Annotated in this window: 13 protein-coding genes; 8 read left to right on the top strand and 5 right to left on the bottom strand. The window is 68.5% G+C overall.

The features are described 5' to 3' along the window. Positions 1–24: 24 nt before the first annotated feature. On the bottom strand, positions 25–738 hold the full coding sequence (locus ACZ5DS_RS00825; protein ID WP_468233833.1) for an ABC transporter permease: 714 nt from the start codon (positions 736–738) through the stop codon (positions 25–27). 53 nt (positions 739–791) lie between these two features. After that, a complete protein-coding gene (locus ACZ5DS_RS00820; protein WP_468232630.1) occupies positions 792–1,715 on the bottom strand; it encodes an ABC transporter ATP-binding protein in 924 nt (307 codons plus the stop codon). 257 nt (positions 1,716–1,972) lie between these two features. On the opposite strand from ACZ5DS_RS00820, the gene ACZ5DS_RS00815 reads away from it, so the two are divergent. The 8 genes from ACZ5DS_RS00815 to ACZ5DS_RS00780 are packed head-to-tail and all read left to right on the top strand — an operon-like array spanning position 1,973 to position 8,530. Further along, entirely contained in the window at positions 1,973–2,716 is a 744-nt protein-coding gene (locus ACZ5DS_RS00815; RefSeq protein ID WP_468232628.1) for a helix-turn-helix transcriptional regulator, read from the top strand. Beyond that, complete coding sequence (gene sufB, locus ACZ5DS_RS00810) at positions 2,713–4,134, top strand: Fe-S cluster assembly protein SufB (RefSeq protein ID WP_468232626.1); 1,422 nt, start codon at positions 2,713–2,715, stop codon at positions 4,132–4,134. Before ACZ5DS_RS00815 ends, sufB begins: the two co-directional genes overlap by 4 nt. A 59-nt stretch (positions 4,135–4,193) precedes the next feature. Continuing rightward, positions 4,194–5,378 carry a Fe-S cluster assembly protein SufD gene (gene sufD, locus ACZ5DS_RS00805; protein ID WP_468232624.1) on the top strand — a complete coding sequence of 395 codons (1,185 nt, stop codon included), beginning with the start codon at positions 4,194–4,196 and terminating at the stop codon, positions 5,376–5,378. Then, the gene (locus ACZ5DS_RS00800; protein WP_468232622.1) at positions 5,375–5,692 is read left to right on the top strand and encodes a non-heme iron oxygenase ferredoxin subunit; all 318 of its coding nucleotides are present in this window, start codon (positions 5,375–5,377) and stop codon (positions 5,690–5,692) included. The genes sufD and ACZ5DS_RS00800 overlap by 4 nt, the downstream gene beginning before the upstream one ends. 7 nt (positions 5,693–5,699) lie before the next feature. Continuing rightward, the gene (sufC, locus tag ACZ5DS_RS00795) at positions 5,700–6,464 is read left to right on the top strand and encodes a Fe-S cluster assembly ATPase SufC (RefSeq protein WP_468232620.1); all 765 of its coding nucleotides are present in this window, start codon (positions 5,700–5,702) and stop codon (positions 6,462–6,464) included. After that, positions 6,461–7,717 (top strand): cysteine desulfurase, encoded by a 1,257-nt coding sequence (locus tag ACZ5DS_RS00790; protein ID WP_468232618.1) that lies wholly within the window; start codon positions 6,461–6,463, stop codon positions 7,715–7,717. The genes sufC and ACZ5DS_RS00790 overlap by 4 nt, the downstream gene beginning before the upstream one ends. A 16-nt stretch (positions 7,718–7,733) precedes the next feature. Next, a complete protein-coding gene (gene sufU, locus ACZ5DS_RS00785; protein WP_468232616.1) occupies positions 7,734–8,201 on the top strand; it encodes a Fe-S cluster assembly sulfur transfer protein SufU in 468 nt (155 codons plus the stop codon). Next, positions 8,198–8,530: a metal-sulfur cluster assembly factor gene (locus ACZ5DS_RS00780; protein ID WP_094214784.1), complete on the top strand. Its 333-nt coding sequence runs from the start codon at positions 8,198–8,200 to the stop codon at positions 8,528–8,530. The genes sufU and ACZ5DS_RS00780 overlap by 4 nt, the downstream gene beginning before the upstream one ends. A gap of 50 nt (positions 8,531–8,580) precedes the next feature. Here ACZ5DS_RS00780 and ACZ5DS_RS00775 read toward each other — a convergent pair whose 3' ends face one another. The 3 genes from ACZ5DS_RS00775 to ACZ5DS_RS00765 form a co-directional block, all read right to left on the bottom strand. Next, positions 8,581–8,739 carry a hypothetical protein gene (locus tag ACZ5DS_RS00775; protein ID WP_381783634.1) on the bottom strand — a complete coding sequence of 53 codons (159 nt, stop codon included), beginning with the start codon at positions 8,737–8,739 and terminating at the stop codon, positions 8,581–8,583. A 161-nt stretch (positions 8,740–8,900) separates the two neighbouring features. Continuing rightward, positions 8,901–11,204: a hypothetical protein gene (locus tag ACZ5DS_RS00770; protein ID WP_468232613.1), complete on the bottom strand. Its 2,304-nt coding sequence runs from the start codon at positions 11,202–11,204 to the stop codon at positions 8,901–8,903. Positions 11,205–11,254: 50 nt separating this feature from the next. Then, a complete protein-coding gene (locus tag ACZ5DS_RS00765; RefSeq protein ID WP_468232611.1) occupies positions 11,255–12,067 on the bottom strand; it encodes an AbfB domain-containing protein in 813 nt (270 codons plus the stop codon). Between the last annotated feature and the right edge of the window lie 127 nt (positions 12,068–12,194).

Below are 12,194 nucleotides of genomic sequence, written 5' to 3'. Positions count from 1 at the left end.
TTCGCGCCAGGCACCTCGAAGGCGTCACTCCCAGCGGAAGAACTTCCCGGCCGCGGCCAGCCCCACGACCGCCCACAGCGCGAGAATGCCCAGGTCGCCCCACGGCATCCCGGCCCCGTGCCGGAGCACGTCCCGCAGGCCGTCCGAGAGCGCGGAGATGGGCAGCAGCCCGAGCACCTGCTCTCCGGCCCCGAACTTCTCCAGCGGCACGATCACCCCGCCGCCCACGAGCAGCAGCAGGAAGACCAGGTTGGCGGCGGCCAGCGTCGCCTCCGCCTTCAGCGTGCCCGCCATCAGCAGGCCGAGGCCCGAGAAGGCGGCCGTGCCGAGGATCAGCAGGAGCAGGACGGCGACGGGGTTGCCCTGTGGGGACCAGCCCAGCGCGAAGGCGATCACCGTCAGCAGGATCACCTGGAGGATCTCCGTGACCAGGACGGACGCCGTCTTCGCGGTCATCAGGCCCCAGCGCGGCAGCGGGGACGAGGCGAGCCGCTTCAGGACGCCGTAGCGGCGCTCGAAGCCGGTCGCGATGGCCTGCCCGGTGAACGCCGTCGACATCACGGCCAGGGCCAGGATGCCCGGGGCGAGGAAGTCGACCGCCCTGCCCTTGCCGGTGTCGACGATGTCCACGGAGCTGAAGAGCACCAGCAGCAGGGTCGGGATCACGACCGTCAGCAGCAGCTGCTCGCCGTTGCGCAGCAGCATCTTCGTCTCCAGCGCCGCCTGGGCCGCGATCATGCGGGGGAGGGGCGCCGCACCCGGCTTCGGGGCGTACGTACCGGTCGCGGTCGTCACGAGCGAAGCTCCTTGCCGGTCAGTTCCAGAAAGACGTCTTCCAGGGTGTGCCGCTCCACCGAGATCCGGTCCGGCATCACCCCGTGCTGGGCGCACCAGGAGGTCACCGTGGCCAGCAGCTGCGGGTCGACCTTGCCGACGACCCGGTAGCCGCCCGGGGTCAGCTCGGCGGCCGTGCAGTCGGCCGGGAGCGCCTTGAGCAGGGAGGCCACGTCGAGGCCGGGACGGCCGGTGAAGCGCAGGGTGTTCTCGGCGCCGCCCTTGCACAGCTCCTCCGGGGAGCCCTGGGCGATGACCCGGCCGCCGTCGATGATCGCGACGTCGTCGGCGAGCTGCTCGGCCTCGTCCATGTGGTGCGTGGTGAGGATGACCGAGACGCCGTCGGCGCGCAGGTCCCGCACCAGGTCCCAGGTGGCCCGGCGGGCCTGGGGGTCGAGGCCGGCGGTCGGCTCGTCCAGGAAGACCAGCTCCGGGCGCCCGACGACGGCCATGGCGAGCGCGAGCCGCTGCTGCTGGCCGCCGGAGAGCCGGCGGTACGTGGTCCGGCCGGTGCTGCCGAGTCCGAGCCGCTCGACGAGCGCGTCCACGTCCAGCGGATGTGCATGCAGCTTCGCGACGTGGCGCAGCATCTCGTCCGCCCGGGCGCCCGAGTACACGCCCCCGGACTGGAGCATCACGCCGATGCGGGGACGCAGCTCGGCGGACTGCCGTACCGGGTCGAGGCCCAGGACGCGCACCGTGCCGGAATCCGGCTTCCGGTACCCCTCACAGGTCTCGACCGTGGTCGTCTTCCCCGCCCCGTTGGGGCCGAGTACGGCGGTCACTCCCGCCTGGGCCACCAGGTCGAGGCCGTCCACCGCGGTCTTCGTGCCGTACCGCTTCACCAGGGCCTGGACCTGGACCACGGGCTCACTTCGCATGGATCCAGAGTCTAGGGAGACGCCGTACCACTCGGATGGGCGGGTGCAGGAACTCCTCCTCACGGGGGCGGAGGCCGTGCCGAAGGTGACAAGAGGGCCGGTCGGAGGGGGTGCGGGCACCTGGAGACCCCTCTCGGATGATCGATCAGAAGATCATTCCCGCAGGTCAGATTAGGTATGCCTAAGTGACGCAGGGCACCGCCCGGTGATCCGGACGGCGCTTGTCAGGCTCTGAAGAATTACGCAACAATGGCGTTGTGAAAAACGTCGGCGAGGCTCGGGAGACCCCGGTGGGTACCCCTCAGGAGGAGCTCGCGACTGGGGAGCGCTCGACGCGCAACCGGGTCGCGCGGTCCATCCTGGACCACGGCCCGTCGACCGTCACCGAACTCGCCGGACGCCTGGGCCTGACCCCGGCGGCCGTACGACGGCACCTGGACGCGCTGGTCGCGGACGACGTCGTGGAGGCGCGCGAGCAGCGGGTGTACGGCACGCGCACGCGTGGCCGTCCCGCCAAGGTCTTCGCGCTGACGGACTGCGGCCGGGACGCCTTCGACCAGTCGTACGACAAGCTCGCCGCGGACGCCCTGCGCTGGATCGCGGAGCGGGAGGGCGGAGCCGAGGCGGTCGCCGCCTTCGCCCGGGCCCGGATCGCCGCCCAGGCGAGCGCGTACCGCAAGGCGATCGAGAGCGTCAGCCCCGACGAGCGCACGGAAGCGCTGGCCAAGGCCCTGAGCGTGGACGGGTACGCTGCAACGGCGCGCAGCGCACCGGTCGGCGAACAGCTGTGCCAGCACCACTGCCCGGTCGCCCACGTGGCGGAGCAGTTCCCGCAGCTGTGCGAGGCGGAGACGGAGATCTTCGCCGAGCTGCTGGGGACCCACGTCCAGCGACTGGCGACGATCGCGCACGGCGACGGCGTCTGTACGACGTTCATCCCCAAGATTTCCAAGACCAGCGACAACGCATCTGCTAGCACGGCCGGGAGGAACCCCGCATGACTCTCCCCACGGAGACTGCCCACCCCGAACTCGAGGGTCTGGGCACGTACGAATACGGCTGGGCCGACTCCGACGAGGCCGGTGCCGCTGCGAAGCGCGGCCTGAGCGAGGAAGTCGTCCGGGACATTTCGGCGAAGAAGTCCGAGCCGGAGTGGATGACGAAGCTGCGCCTCAAGGGCCTGAAGCTCTTCGAGAAGAAGCCCATGCCGAACTGGGGCTCGGACCTGTCGGGCATCGACTTCGACAACATCAAGTACTTCGTGCGCTCCACGGAGAAGCAGGCGGAGTCCTGGGAGGACCTGCCCGAGGACATCAAGAACACGTACGACAAGCTCGGCATCCCGGAGGCGGAGAAGCAGCGCCTCGTCGCCGGTGTCGCGGCCCAGTACGAGTCGGAGGTCGTCTACCACCAGATCCGCGAGGACCTGGAGGAGCAGGGCGTCATCTTCCTCGACACCGACACCGCGCTGAAGGAGCACCCGGAGCTCTTCAAGGAGTACTTCGGCACGGTCATCCCGGCCGGTGACAACAAGTTCGCCTCCCTGAACACCGCCGTGTGGTCGGGTGGCTCCTTCATCTACGTCCCGCCGGGCGTCCACGTGGAGATCCCGCTCCAGGCCTACTTCCGGATCAACACCGAGAACATGGGCCAGTTCGAGCGGACCCTGATCATCGTCGACGAGGGTGCCTACGTGCACTACGTCGAGGGCTGCACGGCCCCGATCTACAAGAGCGACTCCCTCCACTCCGCCGTGGTCGAGATCATCGTCAAGAAGAACGCCCGCTGCCGCTACACGACCATCCAGAACTGGTCGAACAACGTCTACAACCTGGTCACCAAGCGCGCCGTGGCCTACGAGGGCGCGACCATGGAGTGGATCGACGGCAACATCGGCTCCAAGGTGACGATGAAGTACCCGGCCGTCTACCTGATGGGCGAGCACGCCAAGGGCGAGACCCTCTCCATCGCCTTCGCGGGCGAGGGCCAGCACCAGGACGCCGGCTCCAAGATGGTCCACATGGCGCCGAACACGTCGTCCAACATCGTCTCCAAGTCGGTGGCGCGCGGCGGCGGCCGTACCTCGTACCGCGGCCTGGTCGAGATCGGCGAGGGCGCCGCGGGCTCCAAGTCCAACGTGCTCTGCGACGCGCTGCTGGTCGACACGATCTCCCGCTCCGACACGTACCCCTACGTGGACGTCCGCGAGGACGACGTGTCCATGGGCCACGAGGCGACCGTCTCCAAGGTCTCCGAGGACCAGCTCTTCTACCTGATGAGCCGCGGTCTGACCGAGTTCGAGGCCATGGCGATGATCGTGCGCGGCTTCGTCGAGCCGATCGCCAAGGAACTGCCGATGGAGTACGCCCTTGAGCTCAACCGGCTGATCGAGCTGCAGATGGAGGGCGCGGTGGGCTGACCCCCCGACCGCAGTCCCCATCAAGCCACTCACGTAAGAAAGCGAGCACTACGACAGCCATGGCTGAGGCTCAGAACATCCCGGTGGGCTCCACCACCGCCGGCCAGATCGCGGTCGCCGCCGAGTCGACCGTCGCCACGCGCATGAGCGCGCCCCCGTCCTTCGACGTGGCGGACTTCCCGGTCCCGCACGGTCGCGAGGAGGAGTGGCGGTTCACGCCGCTGGAGCGGCTGCGCGGGCTGCACGACGGCACCGCCGTCGCGAACGGCGGGGGCGTGAAGGTCACCGTCGAGGCCCCCGAGGGCGTCATCGTCGAGACCGTCGGCCGCGACGACGCGCGGATCGGCAGGGCGGGCACCCCGGTGGACCGCGTGGCCGCCCAGGCCTTCTCGGCGTTCGAGCAGGCCGGAGTGGTCACCGTCCCCAAGGAGACGGTGCTCACCGAGCCGATCCGTATCGCCGCGCACGGCGAGGGCGGGGTCGCCTTCGCCCACCAGGTGATCGAGCTGGGCGCCTTCGCCGAGGCCGTCGTCGTCATCGACCACACCGGTGACGTGGTGCTCGCCGCCAACGTCGACTACATCCTGGGCGACGGCGCCAAGCTGACCGTCGTCTCCGTCCAGGACTGGGACGACAAGGCCGTCCACGTCGCCCAGCACAACGCGCTGGTCGGCCGGGACGCCTCCTTCAAGTCCGTGGTCGTGACCTTCGGCGGTGACGTGGTGCGCCTGCACCCGCGCGTGGAGTACGCCGGCCCCGGCGGCGAGGCCGAGCTGTTCGGCCTGTACTTCACCGACGCGGGCCAGCACCAGGAGCACCGCCTCCTGGTCACCCACAACACCCCGCACTGCAAGTCGAACGTCGTCTACAAGGGCGCGCTCCAGGGCGACGACGCGCACGCGGTCTGGATCGGCGACGTGCTGATCGAGGCCAAGGCCGAGGGCACGGACACCTACGAGATGAACCGCAACCTGGTCCTCACGGACGGCGCGCGCGTCGACTCGGTGCCGAACCTGGAGATCGAGACCGGCGAGATCGTCGGCGCCGGCCACGCCTCCGCGACCGGCCGCTTCGACGACGAGCAGCTCTTCTACCTGATGGCCCGCGGCATCCCGCAGCACGAGGCCCGCCGCCTCGTCGTCCGCGGCTTCTTCGCCGAGCTGGTCCAGCAGATCGGCGTCGCGGACATCGAGGAGCGCCTGATCGCGAAGATCGAGGAAGAGCTGGAGGCTTCGGTCGCATGACGTTCGTACGCGCCTGTGCGCTCAGCGAGCTGGAGGAGGACACCCCGAAGCGGGTGGAACTCGACGGCACGCCTGTGTCCATCGTGCAGACCGAGGGCGAGGTCTTCGCGATCTACGACATCTGCTCCCACGCGAACGTCTCGCTCTCCGAGGGCGAGGTGGAGGACTGCCAGATCGAGTGCTGGCTGCACGGCTCCAGCTTCGACCTCCGCACCGGCAAGCCGTCCGGCCTCCCCGCGACGCGCCCCGTCCCCGTATACCCCGTAAAGATCGAAGGGGACGACGTTCTCGTCTCCCTCACCCAGGAGTCCTGAGGCACCCATGGCAACGCTTGAAATCCGAGACCTGCACGTCACCGTCGAGGCCGACAACGCCACGAAGGAGATCCTCAAGGGCGTCGACCTCACCGTGAAGCAGGGCGAGACGCACGCCATCATGGGCCCCAACGGCTCCGGCAAGTCGACCCTCGCCTACTCCCTCGCGGGTCACCCGAAGTACACGATCACCAGCGGCACCGTGCTGCTCGACGGCGAGGACGTCCTGGAGATGTCCGTCGACGAGCGTGCCCGCGCGGGCCTGTTCCTGGCGATGCAGTACCCGGTCGAGGTCCCCGGCGTCTCGGTCTCCAACTTCCTGCGCACCTCCGCCACCGCGATCCGTGGCGAGGCCCCCAAGCTGCGCACCTGGGTGAAGGAGGTCAAGGAGGCCATGGAGCGCCTCAACATGGACCCGTCCTTCGCCGAGCGCAACGTCAACGAGGGCTTCTCCGGCGGTGAGAAGAAGCGCCACGAGATCCTCCAGCTCGAACTGCTCAAGCCGAAGGTCGCGATCCTCGACGAGACCGACTCCGGCCTGGACGTCGACGCGCTCCGCATCGTCTCCGAGGGCGTCAACCGCGTCCGCGAGACCGGCGAGGTCGGCACCCTGCTGATCACGCACTACACGCGCATCCTGCGCTACATCAAGCCCGACTACGTCCACGTCTTCTCCGCGGGCCGGATCGTCGAGTCCGGCGGTGCCGAGCTCGCCGACAAGCTGGAGGACGAGGGCTACGAGGCGTACACGAAGGGTGGCGCATCCGAGTGACACAGCTGCCGGGCCTCCTCGACACCGAGGCGATCCGTAAGGACTTCCCCGTCCTGGACCGGCTGGTCCACGACGGCAGGAAGCTCGTGTACCTGGACAACGCGGCGACCTCGCAGAAGCCGCGCCAGGTGCTGGACGCCCTGAGTGAGTACTACGAGCGCTACAACGCCAACGTCCACCGCGGTGTGCATGTGCTCGCCGAGGAGGCCACGGCGCTGTACGAGGGCGCGCGCGACAAGGTCGCCGAGTTCATCAACGCGCCGAGCCGCGACGAGGTGATCTTCACCAAGAACGCCTCCGAGTCGCTGAACCTCGTGGCGAACATGCTGGGCTGGGCCGACGAGCCCTACCGGGTGGACCACGAGACCGAGATCGTCATCACGGAGATGGAGCACCACTCCAACATCGTCCCGTGGCAGCTGCTGGCGCAGCGTACGGGCGCGAAGCTGAAGTGGTTCGGCCTCACCGACGACGGCCGGCTCGACCTGTCCAACATCGACGAGATCATCACGGAGAAGACGAAGATCGTCTCCTTCGTGCTGGTGTCGAACATCCTGGGCACGGTCAACCCGGTCGAGGCGATAGTCCGCCGGGCCCAGGAGGTCGGCGCGCTGGTCTGCATCGACGCGTCCCAGGCGGCGCCCCACATGCCCCTGGATGTCCAGGCCCTCCAGGCCGACTTCGTCGCCTTCACCGGCCACAAGATGTGCGGCCCGACCGGCATCGGCGTCCTGTGGGGCCGCCAGGAGCTGCTGGAGGACCTGCCTCCGTTCCTCGGCGGTGGCGAGATGATCGAGACGGTGTCGATGCACTCCTCGACCTACGCCCCCGCACCCCACAAGTTCGAGGCGGGCACCCCGCCGATCGCCCAGGCGGTCGGCCTCGGCGCGGCGATCGACTACCTCAACTCGATCGGCATGGACAGGATCCTCGCCCACGAGCACGCGCTGACGGAGTACGCGGTCCAGCGCCTGGCGGAGGTTCCCGACCTGAGGATCATCGGCCCGGCCACGGCCGAGGACCGCGGGGCGGCCATCTCCTTCACGCTGGGCGACATCCACCCGCACGACGTGGGCCAGGTCCTCGACGAGCAGGGCATCGCGGTCCGCGTCGGCCACCACTGCGCGCGGCCCGTGTGCCTCCGCTACGGAATTCCTGCGACCACGCGAGCGTCGTTCTATCTGTACTCCACGCCGGCCGAGATCGATGCTCTGGTCGAGGGCCTGGAGCACGTACGGAACTTCTTCGGCTGAAGGGCGTGCTGACAAGGTGAAGCTGGACTCCATGTACCAGGAAGTCATCCTGGACCACTACAAGAACCCGCACGGGCGTGGTCTGAGGGATGGCGACGCCGAGGTGCACCACGTGAACCCGACGTGCGGCGACGAGATCACCCTTCGCGTGAAGTACGACGGAACGACGATCAGGGACGTCTCGTACGAGGGCCAGGGCTGCTCCATCAGCCAGGCCTCGGCGTCCGTCCTGAACGAACTCCTCGTCGGCAAGGAGCTGGCCGAGGCGCAGAAGATCCAGGAGACGTTCCTGGAGCTGATGCAGTCCAAGGGCAAGATCGAGCCCGACGACGCCATGGAGGACGTCCTGGAGGACGCGGTCGCGTTCGCCGGCGTCTCCAAGTACCCGGCCCGGGTCAAGTGCGCCCTCCTGAGCTGGATGGCGTGGAAGGACGCAACGGCCCAGGCGCTGGGTGGCGCCGACGCCGAAAGGAAGACGGCATGAGCGAGACCGTTGAGATGAAGCCGGCCTCGGAGGAAGAACTCCGCGAGGCGCTGTACGACGTCGTCGACCCCGAGCTGGGCATCGACGTGGTCAACCTCGGCCTGATCTACGGCATCCACATCGACGACGCGAACATCGCGACGATCGACATGACCCTGACGTCGGCGGCCTGCCCCCTGACGGACGTCATCGAGGACCAGGCCAAGTCCGCCACGGACGGCCTCGTCAGCGAACTGCGCATCAACTGGGTCTGGATGCCCCCGTGGGGCCCGGACAAGATCACGGACGATGGCCGGGAGCAGCTTCGGGCGCTCGGGTTCAACGTCTGACAGAGAGTCGGCGAAAGGGGCCATGGCAGTGTGCCGTGGCCCCTTGTCGTTCACCGGCGGCGCATGATGGCCTCGGTGAAGATCCGGAAGGCTGCGACGCGCTGACTGCCCCGGAGGCCGCGCAGGGTCGCGAAGTGGCCGACGAGCAGTATCAGGCTGATGGCCAGCGGGATTCCTGCGAGCAGCAGAAACTCTTGGATAAAGGGCATGGGACGAAGCCTTTCCGTGCTGAGAGGACCTGTTCCGCGATCGCGTGCGACCACGGAACCGGATCGACATACCCCTCGGCCATCACACCGGCCGAGGGGCTGGGCGTTCTCCCAGCTCAGAGCCGGTACCCGGGCTTTCCCGGCGGGAAGCGGGCAGTGACTCAGCGGCGGAATCCGCGGTCGCGGGCTCGTGCCCTGTCTTCGTAGAAGGGCTTGAACCAGTCCTCGGCTTCGAGGTTCGCCACCCCCATGTGCTGGCTGATGTAGGGGTCGGAGTCTTCGATGCCCTGAGCCCAGGGCTCGTAGAGGAACAGCACGTCGGTGTCCTCAAAAAGCATGGCGATGCACAGGCCCCAGTCCCAGTCGTCATGGTGTGGCGGCACCCCTTCCACGATCTCCATCACTCGTTCAGGTTCATCCACGACCCTGCTCGACGCGTGATCGATGGCTATGTGGAGTGCCATCTCCTCGCCCGTGCAGGTCGGCTGCGGCCATCGTCCGGCCCTGATGTCAGCCGCCAAGTCATCGAAGCAGCGGGCCATCCGGCGGCGCCACTGGGCGTCCTGACGCCAGGTGATGACGGGCATGTCGCTGAAGATGAACGCGTAGTCGTCACCGAGGTCGACAGCGCGGTCACCGATGTCTTCAAGGCCGTCGTACGCCATGTCGGCCAGCAAGGCGAGGGTTGCCTCCAGGAGGCAGAGGGTGCGAGCCGACGGACCCCATTCCCGCTCCTCGTCCCAGTCTTCCTCCTCGTGCACCGCGGGTTCGGGTTCCGGAGGCGGGGTCAGTTCATCCGGCACGGGACGACGGTCCACGCTCGGGTAGTTGTAGTACGACTGTGATACCTCGTCACCGGCTCCCGCCGCCAGCCTGTACCAGTCATGAGCGGTCTTGCGCTCCCGCCCCCGGAAGTGGAGGTTGCCCATTAGGCGCAGGGAGAGGACGTCTCCGGCGTCGATGGCACGCTGGAGCCAACGGATCGCTTCCGTTCTGTCGGATCGTTCGTGCAGCAGGCCCAGCGTGCGGAAGGTGTCCACATCGCCCGCGTCCGCAAGGGACTGCAGCGCACGCCGGCCGATGTCCATGCGATCGTTGGCGTGGGCGGCCAGGGCGATGCTGAATCGCTGATGTTTCTCGGTCCCGCGTTCAAGGGCGACCTCCCAGATCTCGTCCGGGATCAGGTCCGGTGAAGGCGCCCGGTCGCGAAGATGAGCATCGAGCAGGTAGTCGAACGGCCGTAGCCCCTCTCCTTCGGGGATCAGGAGCCGCGTCACGGTGTCTCGGGGAGTGGTCGCCCAGAAAAGCGCCGACTCGAACGGCTCCGGCGCGATCAGTTGTTTGTTGCGGCCGGGCAGATACCGTTCGTGCAGTGCTCTGAGCAGTTCCACGGGTTGTGGCTCTTCCAGCCCGGCCAGCGCCAGGTCGATCGCCGTCCATACCAGGGCGGCACCGCGCGGGTTGCCGTCGACCACAGAAGCACTGCGCAACTCCTGCCACAGCTGGGGGCCAGTGGCGAGCGTCTCCGCCACCCCGAAGTCCTCGGCCTGGTCCAGGGCCAGACGCAGACGCTCGTCCCGGTCGTTCCGCAGCTGCACACGAGCGCGTCCGATCTCCTGCGGCGACCACAGCCTCCTCACCTCGAACTCTTCGGCAAGGCGCACCAGTTCGTGGGAAGGGAGGTTCGCGCGGATGCGAGAACGCATGGTGGCCAGCACTACAGTCCGAGCCCGGCGCAGCGCCCGAATGTCGTTCAGTGTCAGACCGTGCGGGCCCAGATACTGCTCCAAGTCGTTGAGCCAGAGGACGCTGGGCGCCCCCGACCGGCCTGCACGGACGCATTCGGTGACGGCATCCGGCAGATCGGTGATGTGCGGCGGAACGATGAGCAAGTGGTCCGGCAGTACGGACGTCATCGCCTCGTAGGCGCAGCGGGTTTTGCCCGCGGTGGACTCGCCGACCAGGAGGACGACACCGCCGTCGGAGCCAAGCCGGACGAGCGCATTGCGCACCGTGGGGTCGATGTCGCGTGGAATGTAGGCAGGCACTGCGTTGCCGTCGTTCAGCGTGCGCGCTCGATGCACCTTCAGCTCAAGCGGGTCGGCGCCCCGCACGGGAAACACTGCCACTCTCGAACTGAGGGCAACCGCAGGCATGCTTCGGGCACGCCGGTAGATGCGTTCCCAGCGGCGCCGGTCGAACCTGCCCCGCGGCAGCGAGGCGGCCTGTTCCAGGGCAGTCAGGAACGACTCCAGAGCGGCCCAGGACGACGGCAGTCGCTCGCCCTTCCTCCAGGCACTGATCGAGGACGTGGTCAGACTGGGCCGGGCCGGGCCCTGTGAGGCCCTGGCGATACGCTGCAGGGTGGGCTTGGTGGCGCCCTTGTGTGTGGCCTCGGCCATCACCTCCTGAATCGCGCGGGCTAGTTCGGCTCGGGCGTCCGCACCGTCAGCTGAATGGTTCATGGCTTGATGGTGTCGGACGCCACTGACAGTGCTGGTCTGCGAGGTTCCGCTCAGCTAAGCCCGTCCACCAGCCGGAACGCCGAGTCCGCCCGGTACAGGTCCGTGTTCTGGTACGGGTCCAGCTTCAGTTGGAAGTTCTGGTGGCGCAGGAAGCGGCCCGGGTAGTTGACCGACTCCAGCATGGTTGCGCCGGTGAAGGAGGACGTGCGCGGGCAGAAGGTGGCGTCCTGCTCGAACAGGCGGGAGCCGTCGTCGTGTTCGGCGCGCAGGAGGAAGTTCCGGTGACGGAGGTAGCCGCCGTCGGCCGTGGAGAAGGAGTAACAGCGGGCGTCGGACAGGCCCTTGACCAGGGTGAAGGTGGCGGCACGGCGGGCGGAGGGCGAGCCGACCGGGTCGAGCTTCACGTAGTCGCCGACGATGTGCCAGTACCTGTCCGGGTAGTTGAGGGAGCGCACGGATCGCCGGTCGGCGGCGGGCTTCGAGGAACTCGTACGGGGCGCCCGGGACTTGGCGGGCGCGGGCGTCGATGCGGCCGTGCGCGCCGGCCCGGAGGACACGGTGACGGAGGGCGTCACCGAGGACAGGGCCGTCTTGCCCTTCGGTGGAGCGGCCGTGCTCGCCGAGGGGGAGGCGAAGGAGAGCAGGCCGGGGCCGTCGGTGGGCGCTCCGGTCACGGGCGGGGTGGCCTGCTGCCCGGGGGCGCTGTCGATCACGGCAATCGCCGTCACACAAGCCGCGACCGTGGCCACGGCCAGCGCGCCGGCCAGCCAGAGTCTTCGGGTGCCGGGGGCCCGGGAGGCGTCCGGAGTCCAGCCGTTCTCCCAGGGCCGGCGCTGCGGGGGGTGGGGGGTGTTGTCAGGCATGCGCGGTTCTCCTCCGCCGCGCCGGGCGGCGGCCGGGGTTGTGAGCGTGAGGTGAGTGAAACGTGAAGCAGAAGTGGTGCCGAGGGGCCGCACACTAGTGGAGCGGGGCGTCTTGGCGAGCGGTTTC

This window comes from Streptomyces sp. NPDC031100 (genome assembly GCF_055570785.1).
This window is presented reverse-complemented; position numbering and strand designations above follow the sequence as displayed.